The sequence below is a fragment of the Modestobacter sp. DSM 44400 genome (assembly GCF_900107175.1).
GTDB lineage: Bacteria > Actinomycetota > Actinomycetes > Mycobacteriales > Geodermatophilaceae > Modestobacter.
Window position 1 is genome coordinate 21,835 of record NZ_FNOZ01000027.1, and the last position, 18,544, is coordinate 40,378.

Sequence of the window (18,544 nt, forward strand, 5' to 3'; positions counted from 1 at the left end):
GTTGCCGGGCGTGATGGGCGCGACAGTGGGCAGCCCCGCCGTCGCCCGTCGCCGTCCCACCCGGCACCGAGAGGAAACCCACCGTGAGCCAGTACGTCGCCGCGATCGACCAGGGCACCACGAGCACCCGCTGCATGATCTTCGACCACGAGGGGGCCGTGGTCTCCGTCGGGCAGAAGGAGCACCAGCAGATCTTCCCGCGTGCCGGGTGGGTGGAGCACGACCCGAAGGAGATCTGGACCAACACCCGCGAGGTCGTCGGCCAGGCCCTGGCCCGCAGCAGCGTGGGCATCTCCGACATCGTCGCCGTCGGGATCACCAACCAGCGCGAGACCACGGTGGTGTGGGACCGCACCACCGGCGAGCCGGTCTACAACGCGATCGTCTGGCAGGACACCCGCACCGGGAAGATCTGCGAGGAGCTCGGGGCCCTCGGCGGCGGCGCCGACCGCTACAAGGACAAGGTCGGCCTGCCGCTGGCGACCTACTTCGCCGGTCCGAAGGTCCGCTGGGTGCTGGACAACGTGGACGGCGCACGGGAGAAGGCCGAGCGCGGTGACCTGGTCATGGGCACCATCGACTCCTGGCTGATGTGGAACATGACCGGCGGTGCGGACGGCGGCCTGCACCTCACCGACGTCTCCAACGCCTCCCGCACGATGCTGATGGACTACCGGACCCTGGCGTGGGACGAGAGCATCGCCCAGGAGATGGGCATCCCGATGTCCATGCTGCCGGAGATCCGCTCGAACTCCGAGGTCTACGGCAAGGGCCGGGCGGCCGGCTTCCTCGCCGGGGTGCCGATCGCCGGGTCACTCGGTGACCAGCAGGCGGCGACCTTCGGCCAGGTCTGTTTCACCAAGGGCATGGCCAAGAACACCTACGGCACCGGCAACTTCATGCTGCTCAACACCGGCGAGGACGCCGTCCCCTCGCAGAACGGCCTGCTCACGACGCTGTGCTATCAGCTGGGCGACGCCAAGCCGGTGTACGCCCTGGAGGGCTCCATCGCCGTCACCGGGTCGCTGGTCCAGTGGGTCCGGGACAACCTGGGCATGATCAAGAGCGCCCCGGAGATCGAGGAGCTCGCCCGCACGGTCGAGGACAACGGCGGCTCCTACTTCGTGCCCGCCTTCTCCGGCCTGTTCGCCCCGCACTGGCGCTCCGACGCCCGCGGGGCCGTGGTGGGCCTGACCCGGTTCGTCAACAAGGGTCACCTGGCGCGGGCGGTGCTGGAGGCCACCGCCTACCAGACCCGCGAGGTTCTCGACGCGATGAACGCCGACTCCGGGGTGGACCTGACCGAACTGCGGGTCGACGGCGGGATGGTCGGCAACGAGCTGCTCATGCAGTTCCAGGCCGACCTGCTCGACGTCCCGGTGATCCGGCCGAAGGTCGCCGAGACGACGGCGCTGGGCGCCGCGTACGCCGCAGGCCTGGCCGTCGGCTTCTGGTCCGACCTGGACGAGCTCACCGCGAAGTGGGCCGAGGACAAGCGCTGGGAGCCGCAGATGCCGGCTGAGGAGCGGGAGCGTACCTACCGGAACTGGCAGAAGGCGGTCACCAAGAGCCTGGACTGGGTGGACGAGGACGTCCTCTGACGCGACGAGGGGGCAGAAATGGCCATTTCTGCCCCCTCACACGGCCAGGGCAGCACGCACGCGCGCGACGACCCCGTCGAGGTCACGCAGGTCGAGAGCGCTGACCCGGATGACCTGCCACCCGGCAGCCAGCAGGCGTGCGTAGCGCTCGTCGTCCTGGACGATCTGGACGCCGTCGAAGTGGTAGGCGCCCTCGTACTCCACGGCCACCTTCGCCTCGGGGTAGGCGAGATCCACCCGGCCGAGAGGTACCCCCGCACAGACCACCTGGTACTGCGGGACCGGAGACAGGCCGGCGACCGCCAGTGCGACCCGCACCCGGCTTTCCGGTGGCGACTCGGCGCAGGCGTCGACGAGCGGCACCGCACGTCGTACCCGGCTGACACCCCACCGGTTGGTGGCCGCCGCTGCAAGCTCGGCCAACTGCGGAACGGTGACAGCTCGGGACCGAACCATGGCGTCGAGCGCCGCGACCGCCGTGCCGAGCGGCTCCAGCGCAGCGACGTCCCACGCTGTCCGCAGTGCGGTCGTGACGGGCACGTCGTCCCGCACCTCGACGTCCCCGCTGCGCAGGTCCGTACGGTGCACCCGGACCTGACGGGGCCCCCGCCACTCGACCTCCGCTGAGCGCACGACCATCACAGGGTCGTGGACACCGGCGAACGGCGCGCCGTGCCAGGCCGCCGCGGAATGGCCGCCGATGGCCGCCCCCTCGGGGAGCAGCAGCGCGACGCCACGGCAGCGGAGCTCGTGGTCCAGTCGGAGCGCCGGGTCGGCGTACACGCCCTGCACCAGACGGCGGTACCCGAGCGTGCGCAGCTCCTTGGCAGTGACCACGCCTTCGGCGACGGCGTGGCTCCCGACGAAGACCCCGGTCAGGCGGTGGCGGCGGCTGGACACCGGGGAAGGGTGCGCCTCACCGGGCATTGCCCGCTGACGTCGTCCACAACCCCAGGAAATGGCCATTTCTGCCCTGGGGCTCAGCTTTCGAGGGCGGCGCTGACGACGGCGCGGGCCTCCTCCTGCACCTGCGCCAGGTGCTCGGGGCCCCGGAAGGACTCCGCGTAGACCTTGTAGACGTCCTCGGTGCCCGACGGGCGGGCGGCGAACCAGGCGTTCTCGGTGGTGACCTTCAGCCCGCCGATCGACGCGTCGTTGCCCGGAGCGCGGGTCAGCTTGGCGGTGATCGGCTCCCCGGCCAGCTCGGTGGCGGCGACGTCTTCGGGGGAGAGCTTGCCGAGCTTCGCCTTCTCCTCCCGGGAGGCGGCAGCGTCGACCCGGGCGTAGGCGGACTCGCCGAACTCGGCGGTCAGCGACGCGTGCAGCTGCGAGGGGGACCGTCCCGTCACGGCCTGGATCTCACTCGCCAGCAGGGCGAGCAGCAGCCCGTCCTTGTCGGTCGTCCACACGCTGCCGTCGCGGCGCAGGAACGATGCCCCGGCGGACTCCTCACCGCCGAAGCCGACCGATCCGTCGAGCAGGCCGGGCACGAACCACTTGAACCCGACCGGAACCTCGACCAGCCGGCGACCGAGCGAGGCGACGACCCGGTCGATCAACGAGGAGGAGACCAGCGTCTTGCCGACGGCGGTCCCCGGCGACCACTCCGGCCGGTGGCTGAACAGGTAGGAGATGGCCACGGCCAGGAAGTGGTTGGGGTTCATCAGCCCGCCGTCGGGGGTGACGATGCCGTGCCGGTCGGCGTCGGCGTCGTTGCCGGTGGCGATGGTGAACTCGTCCTTGCGCCCGATCAGCGAAGCCATCGCCGCCGGCGAGGAGCAGTCCATCCGGATCTTGCCGTCCCAGTCCAGGGTCATGAACCGCCAGGTGGGGTCGACCAGCGGGTTCACCACGGTGAGGTCCAGGCCGTGCCGCTCGCCGATCGCACCCCAGTAGTCGACGCTGGCGCCGCCCAGCGGGTCGGCGCCGATCCGCACCCCGGCGTCCCGGATGGCGGCCACGTCGATCACGTTCGGCAGGTCGTCGACGTAGGTGCCCAGGAAGTCGTAGGACTCCGCGGCGGCGCGGGCCCGGGCGAAGGGCACCCGCCGAACGCCGTCCAGCCCGGCGGCCAGCAGCTCGTTGGCCCGCCGGGCGATCCAGCCCGTCGCGTCGGTGTCGGCCGGGCCGCCGGTGGGCGGGTTGTACTTGAAGCCGCCGTCCCGGGGCGGGTTGTGCGACGGGGTGACGACGATGCCGTCGGCCAGCCCGCTCGTCTTCCCCCGGTTGGCGGTGAGGATCGCGTGGCTGACCGCCGGCGTCGGCGTATACCGGCCGGCCGAGTCGACGAGCACGGTCACGTCGTTGGCGGCGAGCACCTCCAGGGCGCTGACCCAGGCCGGCTCGGACAGGCCGTGGGTGTCCCGGCCGACGAACAGCGGGCCGTCGTACCCCTGCCCGGCCCGGTATTCGCAGATCGCCTGGGTGGTGGCCAGGATGTGCGCCTCGTTGAACGCGCCGTCCAGCGACGAGCCGCGGTGCCCGGAGGTGCCGAACACGACCTGCTGGCCGACGTCGGCCGGGTCGGGCTCGATTGCGTAGTAAGCCGTCACCAGGTGTGGGACGTCGACCAGGTCGCTGGGCTGGGCGGGCTGGCCGGCGCGGGGGTCGCTCATGGCCTGATCTTGACCCTGGGGTGGCCGGCGGCGCGACCCGGACGCCGGGGAACACGACATGGTCGATGCCGGCGCCACTAGCCTCGTGTGGTGGCGACCGGGTGGGCCAGGGCAGTCACTGATCGGGAGATCCGCGACGCCGTAGGTCAGAGTTCGTTCCTGCGGGCGGTGACCTACGTCCGCCAGGGCCGGGTCTTCGACCTGCGCGCCGAGCCCAACGGGCAGGTGCTGATGGCCAAGGTGAAGGGCGCCGCCCCCACCCCCTATCGCACCGTGATCACCGCCGAGAAGGGCGGGGACGGCAGCTGGTGGTCCGGGCACTGCAGCTGCCCGATCGGCGGGGACTGCAAGCACGTCGCCGCGGTGATCCTCGCCGCGCGGGAAGCCCACTCCAAGCCTGGTCAGCCGGCCCTGCGCGGCTGGGAGCGGTCGGTCGCCGAGCTGCTCGGAGATACCGATCGGGTGGAAGTCGGCACCGCCGTCCCCCTGGCGCTGCAGTTCGAGCTGAGCACGACGCCGCAGGTCAACGGCCGGGCACGTGGCCCGGGAGGTCCGAGCCCGGCGCAGCCCCGGGTCAGCATCCGGCCGGCCGTGCCCGGCAAAAACGGCGGCTGGATCCGGACCGGAGTCTCCTGGCGCGACCTGCAGTACGAGGTCGCGTACCTGCGCCGGGTACCCGCACATCGGGCGGCCCTCCTCGCGCTGTTCCGGGCGAACAACGCCACCAGCGACCCGTACTACTACCGGGCCAACGACCTCTACCTCCACGACTTCGGCCCGGCGCTGTGGCCGCTGCTGGACCAGCTCGTCGATGCCGGCGTCCTGCTGGTGCCGGCGAAAGGCACCCCGGGGCCGATCGTGCTCGCGGGGACCCCTGCGGACGTGGAGCTGGACCTGCGCCGCGCCCGTTCCACCGGTCCGGCCACGCTCGAACCCCTCGTCTCCATCGGCGGTGCCAGGGTGGACCCGGCCGCGACCACCTTCCTCGGCGACCCGGCGCACGGTCTGCTCGTCGACGGCGCGGCGGCGCCGTTGCCGCCCGACGCCGGCGCCGGCGCCGGGTTGCTGCTGGCCCCCCTGGCCGCGCGGCCGACCCGCCAGCTGTCCCGACTGGTGCGCGGAGGGCAACTGTCCATCCCGGCGAAGGACGTCGATCGCTTCGTCCGGGACTACTACCCGGGCCTGCGTCAGGTTGCGCCGGTCCGATCCTCGGACGACACCGTCCCGCTGCCGGAGATTCTCCCGCCCCGGCTCGCCCTGGCCGCCACCTACGCCGCCGACCACCGCGTCACCCTCGGCTGGAGCTTCGCCTACCCGGTCGGGGACGACGTCCGGCGTCTCCCGCTGCACGGGCCGGACGCCGGGACGACGCGGGACGCAGGCGCCGAACGGCGCCTGCTGGCGGATCTCCGGCTACCCGACGAACAGTTGCCCCAGCTGCGCGAACCGGGCCCGGAACGGCACCCGGCCAGCGGCGTGCAGCTGACCGGCATGGACACCGTGTTCTTCACCGAGGACATGCTGCCCGGCCTTCAGCTCAGTGACGACGTCCTGGTCGAGGTGGTCGGAACGCCACCGGACTACCGGCGGGCCGAGGCGGCGCCGCTGGTCCAGGTGTCGACGACCGAGGGGGAGGACGCGGACTGGTTCGACCTGGGCGTCACCGTCTCGGTGGAGGACGAGGACATCCCGTTTCAGGATCTGTTCCTCGCCCTGGCGCGGGGAGACAGCCATCTGGTCCTGGACAGCGGCACCTACTTCAGCCTGGAGCGACCGGAACTCGAGCAACTGCGCCGGCTGATCGAGGAAGCGCGGGCGTTGCAGGACCGGGAGAGCGAGGGACTCCGGATCAGCCGGTACCAGGTCGGGTTGTGGGAGGAGCTGACCGAGCTGGGCGTCGTCCAGGCACAGAGCGAGCGCTGGGCGCGCAGCGTGCAGGGTCTGCTGGACATCGACGCCGTCCCTGCCGCCGAGCAGCCCCCGGGTCTGGCGGCGGAACTGCGGCCCTACCAATTGGAGGGCTACCAGTGGCTGAGCTTCCTGCTGGAGCACGAGCTCGGCGGGATCCTGGCCGACGACATGGGACTGGGCAAGACGCTGCAGACGCTGGCCATGGTCGTGGCGGCCCGCGACGGCGGCCGGCTGCCGCACCCGATGCTCGTCGTCGCGCCGACCAGCGTCGTTCCCAACTGGGCGGCCGAAGCCGAGCGCTTCACGCCCGGGATCACCGTCGTCACGGTCGGTGAGACCGAGGCGCGCCGCGCCACCACACTGTCCGAGCTGGTCTCCGGCGCGGACCTGGTGGTCACCTCCTACGCGCTGTTCCGGATCGAGGAGGAGGAGTACCGGTCACTGCCGTGGAGCGGGCTGGTCCTGGACGAGGCGCAGTTCGTCAAGAACCACCAGGCCAAGACCTATCAATGCGCCCGCCAGCTATCCGCCCCGTTCAAGCTGGCCATCACCGGCACCCCGCTGGAGAACAGCCTGATGGACCTGTGGTCGCTGCTGTCGATCGTGGCCCCGGGCCTGTTCCCCAGCCCGAAGCGGTTCTCGGAGTTCTACCGGACGCCGATCGAGCGGGGCACCGACCCGGAGCTGCTGGCCACCCTGCGTCGGCGCATCCGGCCGCTCATGCGGCGGCGGACCAAGGAGCAGGTCGCCACCGAGTTGCCGCCGAAGCAGGAGCAGGTGCTCGAGGTCGTGCTGAACCCGCGGCACCAGAAGATCTACCAGACCCATCTGCAGCGCGAGCGCACCAAGGTGCTCGGCCTGGTCGACGACCTGAACAAGAACAGGTTCACCATCTTCCGGTCCCTCACCCTGCTGCGGCAGCTCAGCCTGGACCCCGCCCTGGTCGACGAGAAGTACGCCGGCGTCCGGGCCAGTAAAGTCGACGTCCTGCTCGAGCACCTGGCCGAAGTCGTCGGCGAAGGTCACCGGGCGCTCGTGTTCAGCCAGTTCACCGGCTTCCTGCGCACCGTCCGGGACCGGCTCGATGCCGAGGGCGTCTCCTACACCTACCTGGACGGACGCACCCGGGACCGCGCGAAGCGGATCGAGGAGTTCAAGACCGGCAGTGCCCCGGTCTTCCTGATCAGCCTCAAGGCCGGTGGCTTCGGGCTGAACCTCACGGAAGCCGACTACGTCTTCGTGCTCGACCCGTGGTGGAACCCGGCAGTCGAGGCGCAGGCCGTGGACCGGTCCCACCGGATCGGGCAGCACAAGACGGTGATGGTCTACCGGATGGTCTCCACCGACACGATCGAGGAGAAGGTCATGGCCCTCAAGGCCCGCAAGTCCGACCTCTTCGCGCGGGTGATGGACGACGACGCCCTGCTGTCCGCACCGCTGACCGCCGAGGACATCCGGGGCCTGTTCGCGCCCTGATCCGGCGGTTCCTGCCATGAGCGCAACACCTCCTCGCTGTAGCAGTCCTGCTACGGTGAGGCCATGACTGATGTGCCGGCTCGTGATCTCCGCAACGACGTGAGCGGCGTCCTGCGCCGCGTCGAGTCGGGGGAACGCCTGCGTGTGACGGTCAGCGGTCGGCCGGTGGCGGAACTGGTGCCGCTGCCCACCCGGCGGCGGACCATGTCCTGGGTGGAGTTCCGGGAACTGCTCGACGGGGGCAGGGCCGACGCCGGGCTCGCCCGCGACCTCGGCGAGCTGGTGCCGGACACCACCGACGACGTGCCGGTCAGCCGATGACCGACCCGTCCGGCGGCGTGGAGCTGGGGCTGGCCGACACGTCGCTGTTCATCGCCGTCGAGCAGGATCGACCGCTGGTCGATACGCCGCCCCGGCGGGTCGCCGTCTCGGTGATCACCATCGCCGAACTTCGCCTCGGCGTGCTCGCGGCCTGTGACGGCCCGACGCGCGCCCGTCGTCTGGAGACCCTGACTCGGGCCGACGCCCTCGATCCGCTCCCGGTCGACCGGCCGGTCGCTGCTGCCTGGGCTGCCCTGCGACTGGCACTGCGCGACGCGGGCACGCGCATGCCGCTCAACGACTCGTGGATCGCCGCCACGGCCATCGCCCACGACATCCCTGTCGTCACCCAGGATCCCGACTACGACGGCGTGCCCGGGCTCCGGGTCCTGCGGATCTGAGCCGCCTCAGCCCGCCGCGCGCGGATCTGCCCGGTACGTGCCGAAGTTCCACCGGCTCCCCTCCGGGTCACGTACGGCGAAGTCCCGGGAGCCGTGGTCGGTGTCGTGCAGCGGCTGGAACACCTCCGCGCCGGCGGCGACGGCCCGGTCGTGCAGCGCGGCCGGATCGTCGGTCACCACGTAGCAGCCGACGCTGCCCGGCGGCACCGGCCACTCGTCGTCCGCGCCGTCCCGGACGGAGCCGAGCATGACCCCGCCGCCCAGCGGCCAGGACAGCTGGGCGTGCATGACGACGTCGCCGCTCCCGCCGGGCTGGTCGCCGTAGGTGACGACCTCCTCGAAGCCGAAGGCGTCGACCATGAAGCGGATCAGCCCTCGCGCGTCGTGGGCGCGCAGGGTGGGCCAGACAGTGGGCGGCGGTGCGTCGGGAATGGTCATGTCGGCAAGGCTCCCCGCACCGGCATGAGTTTCGTCGTGGACGAAATCGCCCTCCGTGGCCAGCCACCGAGTCGGCGACAGCCCGCTGAACGCCCGCCGCTCCCGGGTCAGGTGCCGCTGCGACCAACCCACCCGGCCGGCCAGCTCGGCGATCCGCAGCCGTCCGCCCGGAGCCGTGGTCAGCCGCCAGGGCCTCGGCGACCTCCGGGGCGGACGTGCTGTCCAAGCGGCCCGAAGGACCAGCACCGCCTCGACCGCGGCGAACCGGCCGACCCAGTGCGGCGCGCGGGCACCGAGCGGGGTGAGCGAGAGCTGCATCCCGGCCTGCTGGCCCGGGTGCCTGGTCAACGCCGGGCGCGCAGCGCAGGCGCGGGCGGTGGTCGACCCACTCCTGCGGCACCCCATGAGCGCCCCAGCTCCAGGTGGGCTGCGGCGCGTTCACATTTCTGCCCACAGCAAGCCGCACGACTTGACGACGGTTTTGCGGAACCGCGTGCGAGCCACGCATACGTTGGCCTACGGGGTCCCGACGTCCGGCAGCGGCCCGGCAGCGCCTTCCAGGGCCACCGCCACCGCCTCGAACTCGGCCAGGGCAGCGGTCAGGTCGTCGACGACGATCTGGCGGGCGATGACTTCCGGTGCCGGAAGGCTGTCCAAGTCCTCCAGCGAGGTCTCCCTCGACGCGTGCGACGAGCTGATCGCAGTCGAACGGGTGGAACCGTTCCGTCTCGACGCGCTCCGTCCGCGGTCGCCCAGGCCTACGGCGAGGACGTAATCGGCACGGCCGTGTCCCGGCGCCATGATGACCTCGCGGACGGCGACGCCCTGAGCAGCGAAGAGGATGTTCGGCCTGCTCTGCACGGACCAGCCCGCGCCGGTGAGCTGACGGTCGATGAGCACGCGCGCACGCTGCTCTGCCGTCAACGAACTCGCGTCCCCCCGCGTCAGGCAGGCCGCCGGACACGATAGGTGGCGGTGCGGACGGTCGCGGGGTCCGCCACTCCATCGAGTGGCCGGTCGTCGGGTGCTGTGGACGGCGCGCGGGTCTCCAGCGTCCGCGCGGTTGAATGGGCCCATGGCCGAACACCGCGGACTGGCCGACTGGCTGGCCGGCCTCGATCAGGACGCACTCGCCGAACTGCTGACCCGGCGACCCGACGCCGTCACCGGCCGGCCGCCGGGATCTCTCGGCGAACTGGCTGAGCGGCTGACCCACCCCGAGTCGGTGGCCGCCACGCTTCGCGGCCTGCCTGCGCCGTTCCTCCAGATGGTCGAGGCCCTGCATGCCCTCGGGGAATGTCGTACCACGACGGCCCTCATCGACCTGTTGGACGACGCCGGCCGCGGAACCGACCACCCCACCGCGGTGCGAGCGGTGCTCACCGAGCTGACCCGCCTCGCCGTCGTCTGGCCCGGCCCCGGTGACGAGTGGGAAACGCCGGCGCGGCTCAGCGAGTTGTTCCCGAAGCCGCTCGATCTCGATCCGCCGCTGCGCGAGCTGTGGCGGGAGCAGACGGCCGACACGATCAACCGCACGCTGCGTCTCCTCGGGCACCAGCGCGTCGGGCGCAAGGCGGAATCACTCGATCTGCTGCTGGCGGTGCTGTCCACACCGGAGACGGTCCGTGCGCTGGCCGCCCAGGCACCCGCCCAGGTGGCCGCCGACCTCGAACGGCTGGCGCAGACCGGTTCCGCCGACGACGAGCCGGAGGACCGCTACGACCAGCGCGCCTACCGGCGGAAGGCAGCCACCCGGCAGTGGGGGATGGAACACGGGCTGCTCGTCGGTCCGTCCTGGGGGAATGAGTGCTGGCTGCCCGCAGAGATCGCGCTGGCCCTGCGCGGGCCCGCGTACCGGGCACCGTTCACCCCCGACCGGCCAGCGGTACCGGCGCGGGAAACGGCCACCGGCGTCGTGGAGTCGGCCGCGGCGGCGGCGGCCACGCAGTTCGCCGGGTATGCGATCGCGCTGCTCGACCGCATGGCCCGCGCCCCGGTGCCGCAACTCGCCAGCGGGGGAATCGGCGTCCGCGAACTGACCCGGCTGGCGAAGGAGACCGGCGCGACCGAGCCGGAGGTGCGGCTGGTTCTCGAACTGGCCGCCGCGGCCGAGTTGATCGAGCCGGGTGAGCAGGTCCACGTCGGCTCCCGGTTCGGGGCCTGGCGGGCGGCCGAACCCGCCGCCCAGCTCGCCGCCCTCCTGCTCGCCTGGTGGCGGCTGCCCGCCGTGCCGACCGATTCCCGGGACGCCGACGGCAAGGCGCTGCGGGCGTTGCGGGCCCGCGGGACATGTGCGGGATGCCTCGCCGCACGGATGGTGCTGCTCCAGGCGGCGTCGACGGTCCCGCCCGGCTCGGCCGCCACCGATCCGGCCGCGGTGGCCGCGGTGGCGCTGTGGGAGCGGCCGCTGGTGCACGTTCTCGCGCAGGACGCCGACACCCCGCTGCGCACGAGTTGGCGGGAAGCCGAGCTGCTCGGCGTGCTCGGGGCCGGCGCGCTGAGCCCGGCGGGCGCCGCTCTGCTGACCGGCGACGTGGAAGCGCTGGGCGAACAACTCACCCGGATGCTGCCGGCGAGCAGTGACCAGGCGATGTTCGGCTCCGACCTGACCGTCCTGGTGGCCGGCAGCCCGTCGGCCCGGGTCACCACGCTGCTGGACGGCTGCGCCGATCGGGAGAGCCGTGGCGGCGCGACGACCTGGCGGTTCAGCCCGACCAGCGTGCGCCGGGCGCTGGACGAGGGCATGACCGCCGATGCGCTGCTCGAACAGCTGGCCGCCTGCGCAGCGCGGGAGCTGCCCCAACCCTTGCGGTTCCTGATCGCCGACGTCGCCCGGCGGCACGGCCGACTGCGGCTGCTCCCCGCGGCCAGCGTGATCCGCAGCGAGGACACCGCGCTGCTGGCCGAGGTGGCCGCCGACCGGCGGTTGACCAAGCTGGGGCTGCACGTCATCGCCCCCACGGTGCTCGCCTCCACCGTGCCGCTGGACGCCGCGCTGGCCCGACTCCGGGAGGTCGGCTACTTCCCGGTCGCCGAGCCGACCAGCGAGGGGGTTGGGGCTGCGCCGACGGATGTTCCCGACGACGACACGCCATCCCGGGTCACCGTGCTGCGGAGCGCACTCCGGTCCCTTCAGGGCCGCCCGGGGCGCACGGAGGCGGCGGGGCCGGTGAATCCCACCGAACTCGCCCGCCGGTTGGCCAACGGAAGCACGGCCCCCCCGCCGCCGGTCTCGGACGTGGCGCTGGCGCTGGCCGGCGTGGCCCCGCGCCTGACCGGCAGCGAGATCGACCAGCTGGCGCACGCCATCGAGACCGACGCCCCTGTGCGCATCCAGTACGAGTCGCCCAGCGGGGCGGTGACGTCACGGGTGATCACCGACGTCGAGCTGTCCGGCCCGATGCTCTACGCGTGGTGCAAACTCCGCCAGGACGAACGGGTCTTCACCCTTGCCCGGATCCGGTCGGTCTCCGCGGTGGGATGAGGGCCGGCCCGCGATGCTCGGTCCGGAAGCCCGGCGCGTGCATGTCGCGGTGTATGCGGCGGACCAACCTGCACCTGGACGAGTTCCAGACGGCAGCTCTGGACACCGTCGCTCGCGCGGAGGGCGTCTCCCGTGCCGAGGTGGTCCGCCGGCTGATCGATCGCGGGATCCCCACCGCACTCCCCGACCTCGATGCCGACCTGACCGCGATCGAGGACTCGTACGGGGTGTGGTCGGAGGACGACCTCGTCACCCGCGAGCCGGACACCCGCGCCGCGCACCTGAACCGCATCCGCCGCGGATGATCCTGGTGGACAGCGATGTCCTCATCGCCCACCTCCGTGGCTCGCCGACGGCGCGGGACTGGCTCCTGGACGCTCGTCGTCGCTCCGGCCGCTTGGCCACCAGTACGGTCACCATCACGGAGGTCACCGGTGGGATGCGCTCACCCGCGCGCCACGAGGTGATCCGGTTGCTGTCCAGCCTCGACGTCTTCCCGGTCACCGAACGCGTCGGCTGGCGAGCCGCAGAGTTCATGCGCAGCTACCGCTGCTCACACAGCGGGATCGGCCTCGGCGACTACCTCATCGCCGCGGTCGTCGAGGTGAACGGCCTGGAGCTGGCGACGCTGAACGTGCGTCACTTCCCGATGTTCCCCCACCTCACCCCCGCCTTCGCGTTGACCTGACGGTCAGGACTCGACCCGTGCGGTCTCCCGCCGCAGCCGCAACGCGGACAGCAGCAGCCCCGCCGCCAGCGCGCCGCCGGCGCCCTCCCCGGCGCGCATCCGCAGGTCCAGCAGCGGCTCGAGGCCCAGGTGCTGCAGGACGACGTCGTGCCCGCGCTCGCGGCTGCGCTGGCCGGCCACCAGGCATGCCTGCACGCCCGGCTCCACCAGCACTGCGACCAGCGCCGCCAGCGACGCGGCGAACCCGTCCAGGACGACGACGGCGCGCGCCTCGGCCGCCCCCAGCGTCACCCCAGCCAGGACGGCGAGTTCGGGGCCGCCGAGCTCGGCCAGCGCAACCAGCGGGTCGGTGCCGAGCGACGGGTGCGCCGCGCGGGCCCGGTCCACGGCCACGCACACCACCTCCCGCTTGCGCTCCACCATGGCCGAGTCGGCGCCGGCCCCCAGGCCGACCACCTCGGTCGGGCCCAGACCGAGCAGGCCGCAGGCCAGCGCGGCGGCCACCGTGGTGTTGCCGACCCCCACCTCGCCCAGGACCAGCAGACCGTCCGCCGCGGCGGACGCCCCCACCCGCCGGCCTGCGGCCAGCAGACCGGCCACGTCCGCGGTGGTCAACGCCGCGCCGGACACCAGGTCGCCCCGCCGTCCGGCCGGTCGGACGTCGACCGCGCCGGGCACCGCGTCCCCGGCCACGCCGGCGTCCAGCACGGAGGTGCGCAGTCCGGCGGCGCGGGCCGCAGTCACGCCGAGGGCGGTGCCGGCCACCGCCGCGGAGACCACGTCGCGGGTCGTGCGGGCGTCGTAGGCGGACACGCCGTGCCCCGCGACCGGGTGGTCGGCCGCGGCCAGCACGAGCACGCCACCGGCGACGTCCCCGCGGCCCAGCGCGACGGCACGGTCGACCGCGCGGTCGAGCACGCCCAGGGACCCGGGCGGGGTGAGCAGCCGGTCGGCGCGGTCGCGGGCGGCGACGACGGCGGCCTGGTCCGGCGCGCGCAGCCGGGAGGGCGGCGGCGGCGGCGCGTCGTCCTGCGGCCACCGGTCGGTCAGCACGACGTCGGCCAGTTCCAGCTTCCGCGACCAGCCGGCCCGCTGCAGGCCGGGCTCGGGCGGCCGCTCGTCCGGCCAGCCCAGGCACAGCCAGCCCAGCGTGACCACGCCGTCGGGCAGGCCGAGCAGGCCGGCCAGCTCCGCGGGCCGGAACAGCGTCACCCAGCCGGTGCCCAGGCCCTCGGCGCGGGCGGCCAGCCAGAGGTTCTCGATCGCCGCCGCACAGCTCCACAGGTCGGCGTCGGGAAAGGTCGCCCGGCCCAGCACGCCGGCCGCGGGGGTGCGCCGGTCGCAACAGACCACCACGCCCAGCGGCGCCTCGCGCACCCCCTCGAGCTGCAGGTCCAGCAGCCGGCGGCCGGCGTCGGGGTCGAGCAGGGCGGCCTGGCGTAGCCGCTCCCGGTCGGTGAGGACGGCAGCCCGGTCCCGCAGAGCGTCGTCAGCCACGACGACGAAGCGCCACGGCTGGCTGTGGCCCACCGACGGTGCGGCGTGGGCGGCCCCGAGCACCCGGTCGAGCACGTCGGCGGGCACCGGGTCCGCACGGAACCGGCGGACGTCGCGGCGGGCACCGACCACCCGGTAGAGCGCGGCCCGGTCCGCCTCGGGCATCGCCCAGCCGGCCGGATCGGCCTGTCGCTGGGACGCCGACGTCCGGTCACCGATCAGCGGGACCGGCCGGGGCCACACGTCCGGGGGCACCGGACTACTCGGCCAGCGGGAGCTCGATGCGGCCGCCGAGTTCTCCGAACTGCGCGGCCTGCTCCTTCAGCCCGGCGGTGATCGCCTCCTCGGAGGTGGGGCCGCGCTCCTCGGCGTAGCGGCGGACGTCCTGACAGATGCGCATGGAGCAGAAGTGCGGACCGCACATGGAACAGAAGTGGGCCGTCTTCGCCGGCGCCGCGGGCAGCGTCTCGTCGTGCACCGACCGGGCGGTGTCCGGGTCGAGGGCCAGGTCGAACTGGTCCTCCCAGCGGAACTCGAACCGGGCATCGGACAGCGCGTCGTCCCAGGCCTGCGCGCCGGGGTGCCCCTTGGCGACGGCGGCGGTGTGCGCGGCGATCTTGTAGGCGATCTTGCCCTCCTTGACGTCGTCCCGGTCGGGCAGGCCCACACCTTCCCGGACGACGATGTACTCCATCTCCGCGGTGACCTCCCCCCGGCGGGCGTAGCCGAGCTGGGTGACCGGCCGGCTCCCGGTGGACCGGCGCGGACGGCGGCCGCCGTCGGCGAACACGGCGTCCAGGTTGCGCAGTTCATCGGAGCGGCGGCCGTCGTCCTCGGCGCGGGCCGGGCGCCCGTCGTCGGTCTCGGTGTCGCCCCGCTCGCCGATCCAGGCCGACCGCACAGCGGGCAGCCCGGCGCGGACGTCGGTGTCGGCCGTGCCGTCGGTGTAGGGCCCGGAGGTGTCGTACAGGACGACGGAATCCCCGCTGGTCAGCACGATCTCGCGCATGGGGACCCGCATGTCCGGGCGTCGGCCCGGCAGGTAGGTCCTGCGGCTGGCCCCGGTGGAGGTGGCGGATGTGGGGGAGATGGCGGATGTGGTGGTGGGAGCCGTCATGGCTGTCCCCTCCCCACCCCGGACTGACCCGGATCAGGTTGTGGCGGTCAGCGGCCGATCAGCCGTCTTATCAGCCCGGTACGCCAGGCTCCCGCGGTGACGAGCGCCAAGGTACCCACGGCGCTCCGGGCAGCGACCGCCGGGGGCCCCGGGTTCACGTTCGATGCCCGACTATCTGGGGGCGGCGGGGGTCGCGACGACAGCGTCCGGGACTACCGCGGCCATGCGTCGTCGTCGCCGGCTCAGGCGGCAAGTACAACCACAGCCACCAGGTCGAGGCACTGGCTTACACGGTCGCCCTCACTCCAGCGGCCTGATCACCACTCGTCGGCGAGTCCATTCTCCGGTCAGGCAACCGGGGACTCCCGTACCCCGCGCTCAACCGTGCCTGGCGTCGTCCTCCTCGCGCAGCACGGCGACGTCGGAGACGAGCTGGATGTGGGCCTCCATCGCGGCCGCCGCCCCGACGGCATCCTGGTCATGGATGGCGTCGGCGACCCGCTGGTGCCCAGCCAGCGATGCCGTAGGGCGACCCGGCTGGCTCAGGGACTCCAGCCGGCTCTCGCGGATGAGGTCGGAGATCTCCTGCATCAGGCGAGCCAGCAACGCGGAGTGCCCAGCCGCCGTCACCGCGGCGTGAAACCGTTCGTCGCCCTCCACACCCCGACCGCCTGAGTCGATGTCCGCCGCCATTCCGGCCAGCGCATCGTCGATGGCGCGCAGATCGGCCCGGGTGCGGCGCTCGGCGGCCAATGCCGCAAGCTTCACCTCCAGCGCGGCGCGGGCCTCCAGCACTTCGGGCAGACGGTCGCGGTGCGCCCGCAGCGCCGAGACGACCTGACGGTCGCTGGAGTGCTCGACCACGACGACGCCGTCGCCGTGCCGGACGGTGACGACGCCCAGCACCTCCAGCGCGACCAGCGCCTGCGCGAGGGAGGCCCGGCTGACCCCGAGCCGCGCCGCAAGCTCACGTTCCGGAGGCAGCCGATCACCGGGACGGAGGCCGGCGGTGCCTATGTGCTCGAACAGCTGCTGGGCGATCTGCTCGTACAGCCGTTGCCGCGGGACCCGTCCCAAGCGGGCGGCAGACACCTCCACCATGCCGTCCAATCTATTGAAGGTGCGACCGGTCGCCTAGCGACAGATCGGGTGGGGTCCCGGTCGTCGTCGCCGCCACCTGCAGTCGCTCGTGGTAGCCGTACACCGGCGGACGGCCCGATCGCTGAGCCCCTTCCCGGCCTGGGCATACCGGTGACGCGCCCGGTTGGTCAGCCCATCGGCCGCCAGCAGCACCACGCCCTCGCGCAACCATCAGCTGCCCGGTCCGGTGCGTTCGGAACCAGCCGTCCAACACCGCGCGGTCCTCAGCGCTGACATCGAGCGGGGGAAGGGTCGCCACGACGGTCTTCTCTCTGGTGGCGAGAACACCACGCCGATGCAACTTCTGCGGTGACGCACTAGCGGTCGAGCCACTCCATCACCCCACCGACATCCGGGACACGGCCGGTTCCGATACCGCTGGTTCGAGTCGTGACCACCTCGTGACCGGATCGGGGAGAAGTCTCCCTTGACCCGCAGTGTGACCGCCGCAACACTACGGCGAGTGGTTCAGCCACTGAGCCGGACGTACACCCGTCGCTCACTCGGTGGACGTCGCCCAGCCAAGGCCGCCGTCGCCGACGCCGCCGTACCCAAGGAGAAGTGTCGTGAACGGTCATGTCTCGCAGAGTCGTATCGTGCGTGCCGGTGTCCTCGCAGCGGCATCTGTGCTGGCGATGACGGCGTGCGCGCCGTCGCAGTCCCCAAGCAGCAGCGGCAGCGGTTCGTCCGAGGTGCCCGGAACGATCGTGATCGGCGCGACGCTGCCGTTGACGGGCGCGGAGTCCAAGACCGGGGGCCGCTACAAGCAGGGCTACGAGCTCGCCGTCGAGGAGGTCAACAACGCCGGCGGCATCGACATCGGGGGCAAGAAGGTCAAGGTCGAGCTCAAGCTGCTCGACGACACCAGCGACCAGGCCAAGGCCGTGAACCTGGCCCAACGCCTGATCACCTCGGACAACGTCAACGCCTTCCTGGGCACCTACTCGACCTCGCTCGTGGAAGCGCAGAGCACGGTCGCGGAGCAGAGCCAGATCCCCTACGTCAACGGCGGTGGCGCGGCGACCTCGATCTACGGCAAGGGCTACAAGTGGGTCTTCGGCGACCTGGCCCCGGTGGAGAACCTGGCCACCACTGAGATGGAGTGGATCGACGAGCAGCAGAAGGCCGGCAAGCTCCCCAAGCCGGCCAAGATCGCCGTGGTCTGGGAGAACACCTCCCACGGTGAGGATTTCCGCAAGGGCATCCAGGAGTTCGCCGATGCCAGTGGCGGCGCGTACGACATCGTCGTGGACGAGTCCTTCGCGCTGAACAGCAACGACTTCTCGGCGGTGCTGAACAAGGTCGAGGCGGCGAACGCCGACATGTTCATGGTCGACGCGCACGTGCCCGACTTCATCACGATGCAACGCCAGTACCTCAGCTCGGGCATGTGCAACAAGCTGGTGACCTACGGAGCCCGTGGCACCGAGGCTGACGCCCAGGCCGCACTCGGCCAGGAGGGCGTCAACTACATCCTCTCGGCGGTCTGGTGGAACAGCCAGCTCGGTGACGAGGGTCTGAACAAGCAGTTCATCGACGACTACAAGAAGAAGTACGACGCCGAGCCCGAGTGGTACCAGGCCGTCTCCTACGAGGCGGCACGAGCTCTGTTCACGGCCATGGACAACGCCGACTCCGTGGACAAGACAAAGGTCCGTGACGAGCTGTCGAGCATGGAGATGGAGTCCATCCTCCCGGGCGGCAAGCTGAGCTTCCCGGCCGACAAGGGCGGCCAGGCGAGCTACCCGTTCGTCGTCCAGCAGAACCTGCCCGACGGCACCTCGCCGATCATCTACCCGGCCGACGTGGCCACGGGTGAGGGCGTCACCCCCAACCCGAACTGCGCGGGCTGACC

15 protein-coding genes and 1 riboswitch are annotated in these 18,544 nt (G+C 72.2%); of the genes, 8 read left to right on the forward strand and 7 right to left on the reverse strand.

Features of this window, described 5'->3' with window-relative positions:
• Positions 1 to 83 precede the first annotated feature (83 nt).
• Positions 84 to 1,601 carry a glycerol kinase GlpK gene (gene glpK, locus BLW04_RS16175; protein ID WP_091543340.1) on the forward strand — a complete coding sequence of 506 codons (1,518 nt, stop codon included), beginning with the start codon at positions 84 to 86 and terminating at the stop codon, positions 1,599 to 1,601.
• Positions 1,602 to 1,637: 36 nt separating this feature from the next.
• Here the strand turns inward: glpK and BLW04_RS16180 are convergent, their stop codons facing one another.
• Positions 1,638 to 2,501, reverse strand: a complete 864-nt coding sequence (locus BLW04_RS16180; protein WP_139306867.1) for a DUF559 domain-containing protein — start codon at positions 2,499 to 2,501, stop codon at positions 1,638 to 1,640.
• An 80-nt stretch (positions 2,502 to 2,581) separates the two neighbouring features.
• Entirely contained in the window at positions 2,582 to 4,216 is a 1,635-nt protein-coding gene (gene pgm, locus BLW04_RS16185) for a phosphoglucomutase (alpha-D-glucose-1,6-bisphosphate-dependent) (protein ID WP_091543344.1), read from the reverse strand.
• Between the two features lie 90 nt (positions 4,217 to 4,306).
• Here pgm and BLW04_RS16190 point away from each other — a divergent pair, with 90 nt between their 5' ends.
• The 3 genes from BLW04_RS16190 (at position 4,307) to BLW04_RS16200 (ending at position 8,325) form a co-directional block, all read left to right on the forward strand.
• Positions 4,307 to 7,603 carry a DEAD/DEAH box helicase gene (locus BLW04_RS16190; RefSeq protein WP_091543405.1) on the forward strand — a complete coding sequence of 1,099 codons (3,297 nt, stop codon included), beginning with the start codon at positions 4,307 to 4,309 and terminating at the stop codon, positions 7,601 to 7,603.
• Between the two features lie 63 nt (positions 7,604 to 7,666).
• A complete protein-coding gene (locus BLW04_RS16195; protein WP_091543346.1) occupies positions 7,667 to 7,924 on the forward strand; it encodes a type II toxin-antitoxin system Phd/YefM family antitoxin in 258 nt (85 codons plus the stop codon).
• Positions 7,921 to 8,325: a type II toxin-antitoxin system VapC family toxin gene (locus tag BLW04_RS16200; RefSeq protein WP_091543348.1), complete on the forward strand. Its 405-nt coding sequence runs from the start codon at positions 7,921 to 7,923 to the stop codon at positions 8,323 to 8,325. Before BLW04_RS16195 ends, BLW04_RS16200 begins: the two co-directional genes overlap by 4 nt.
• 6 nt (positions 8,326 to 8,331) lie before the next feature.
• Here BLW04_RS16200 and BLW04_RS28580 read toward each other — a convergent pair whose 3' ends face one another.
• Positions 8,332 to 9,081: a VOC family protein gene (locus BLW04_RS28580; protein WP_254781675.1), complete on the reverse strand. Its 750-nt coding sequence runs from the start codon at positions 9,079 to 9,081 to the stop codon at positions 8,332 to 8,334.
• A gap of 198 nt (positions 9,082 to 9,279) precedes the next feature.
• Complete coding sequence (locus BLW04_RS27605) at positions 9,280 to 9,663, reverse strand: hypothetical protein (RefSeq protein ID WP_217631082.1); 384 nt, start codon at positions 9,661 to 9,663, stop codon at positions 9,280 to 9,282.
• Positions 9,664 to 9,838: 175 nt separating this feature from the next.
• On the opposite strand from BLW04_RS27605, the gene BLW04_RS16220 reads away from it, so the two are divergent.
• Genes BLW04_RS16220 through BLW04_RS16230 form a run of 3 tightly spaced genes read left to right on the forward strand, consistent with a single transcriptional unit; the run spans position 9,839 to position 12,935 of the window.
• Positions 9,839 to 12,247: a helicase-associated domain-containing protein gene (locus BLW04_RS16220; RefSeq protein WP_175484089.1), complete on the forward strand. Its 2,409-nt coding sequence runs from the start codon at positions 9,839 to 9,841 to the stop codon at positions 12,245 to 12,247.
• A 53-nt stretch (positions 12,248 to 12,300) separates the two neighbouring features.
• On the forward strand, positions 12,301 to 12,552 hold the full coding sequence (locus BLW04_RS16225; RefSeq protein WP_091543355.1) for a ribbon-helix-helix domain-containing protein: 252 nt from the start codon (positions 12,301 to 12,303) through the stop codon (positions 12,550 to 12,552).
• The gene (locus tag BLW04_RS16230; RefSeq protein WP_091543357.1) at positions 12,549 to 12,935 is read left to right on the forward strand and encodes a type II toxin-antitoxin system VapC family toxin; all 387 of its coding nucleotides are present in this window, start codon (positions 12,549 to 12,551) and stop codon (positions 12,933 to 12,935) included. The genes BLW04_RS16225 and BLW04_RS16230 overlap by 4 nt, the downstream gene beginning before the upstream one ends.
• A gap of 3 nt (positions 12,936 to 12,938) precedes the next feature.
• On the opposite strand, the gene bluB is transcribed toward BLW04_RS16230, so the two are convergent.
• The 3 genes from bluB to BLW04_RS16245 form a co-directional block, all read right to left on the reverse strand.
• On the reverse strand, positions 12,939 to 14,687 hold the full coding sequence (bluB, locus tag BLW04_RS16235; protein WP_254781677.1) for a 5,6-dimethylbenzimidazole synthase: 1,749 nt from the start codon (positions 14,685 to 14,687) through the stop codon (positions 12,939 to 12,941).
• Positions 14,688 to 14,691: 4 nt separating this feature from the next.
• On the reverse strand, positions 14,692 to 15,549 hold the full coding sequence (locus BLW04_RS16240; RefSeq protein ID WP_091543360.1) for a phosphomethylpyrimidine synthase ThiC: 858 nt from the start codon (positions 15,547 to 15,549) through the stop codon (positions 14,692 to 14,694).
• Positions 15,543 to 15,654: riboswitch (TPP riboswitch) on the reverse strand. It overlaps the preceding gene by 7 nt.
• 273 nt (positions 15,655 to 15,927) lie before the next feature.
• Positions 15,928 to 16,650 (reverse strand): FadR/GntR family transcriptional regulator, encoded by a 723-nt coding sequence (locus tag BLW04_RS16245; RefSeq protein WP_091543362.1) that lies wholly within the window; start codon positions 16,648 to 16,650, stop codon positions 15,928 to 15,930.
• A 731-nt stretch (positions 16,651 to 17,381) separates the two neighbouring features.
• On the opposite strand from BLW04_RS16245, the gene BLW04_RS16250 reads away from it, so the two are divergent.
• Positions 17,382 to 18,542: an amino acid ABC transporter substrate-binding protein gene (locus BLW04_RS16250; protein WP_175484090.1), complete on the forward strand. Its 1,161-nt coding sequence runs from the start codon at positions 17,382 to 17,384 to the stop codon at positions 18,540 to 18,542.
• Positions 18,543 to 18,544 lie beyond the last annotated feature (2 nt).

Bases quoted from the DNA above. Each gene is read 5' to 3' on its own strand.
- pgm (WP_091543344.1), bottom strand. From the start codon at position 4,216: ATGAGCGACCCCCGCGCCGGCCAGCCCGCCCAGCCCAGCGACCTGGTC.
- BLW04_RS16195 (WP_091543346.1), top strand. From the start codon at position 7,667: ATGACTGATGTGCCGGCTCGTGATCTCCGCAACGACGTGAGCGGCGTC.
- BLW04_RS16200 (WP_091543348.1), top strand. From the start codon at position 7,921: ATGACCGACCCGTCCGGCGGCGTGGAGCTGGGGCTGGCCGACACGTCG.
- BLW04_RS28580 (WP_254781675.1), bottom strand. From the start codon at position 9,081: ATGCAGCTCTCGCTCACCCCGCTCGGTGCCCGCGCGCCGCACTGGGTC.
- BLW04_RS16220 (WP_175484089.1), top strand. From the start codon at position 9,839: ATGGCCGAACACCGCGGACTGGCCGACTGGCTGGCCGGCCTCGATCAG.
- BLW04_RS16225 (WP_091543355.1), top strand. From the start codon at position 12,301: ATGCGGCGGACCAACCTGCACCTGGACGAGTTCCAGACGGCAGCTCTG.
- BLW04_RS16230 (WP_091543357.1), top strand. From the start codon at position 12,549: ATGATCCTGGTGGACAGCGATGTCCTCATCGCCCACCTCCGTGGCTCG.
- BLW04_RS16240 (WP_091543360.1), bottom strand. From the start codon at position 15,549: ATGACGGCTCCCACCACCACATCCGCCATCTCCCCCACATCCGCCACC.
- BLW04_RS16245 (WP_091543362.1), bottom strand. From the start codon at position 16,650: ATGGTGGAGGTGTCTGCCGCCCGCTTGGGACGGGTCCCGCGGCAACGG.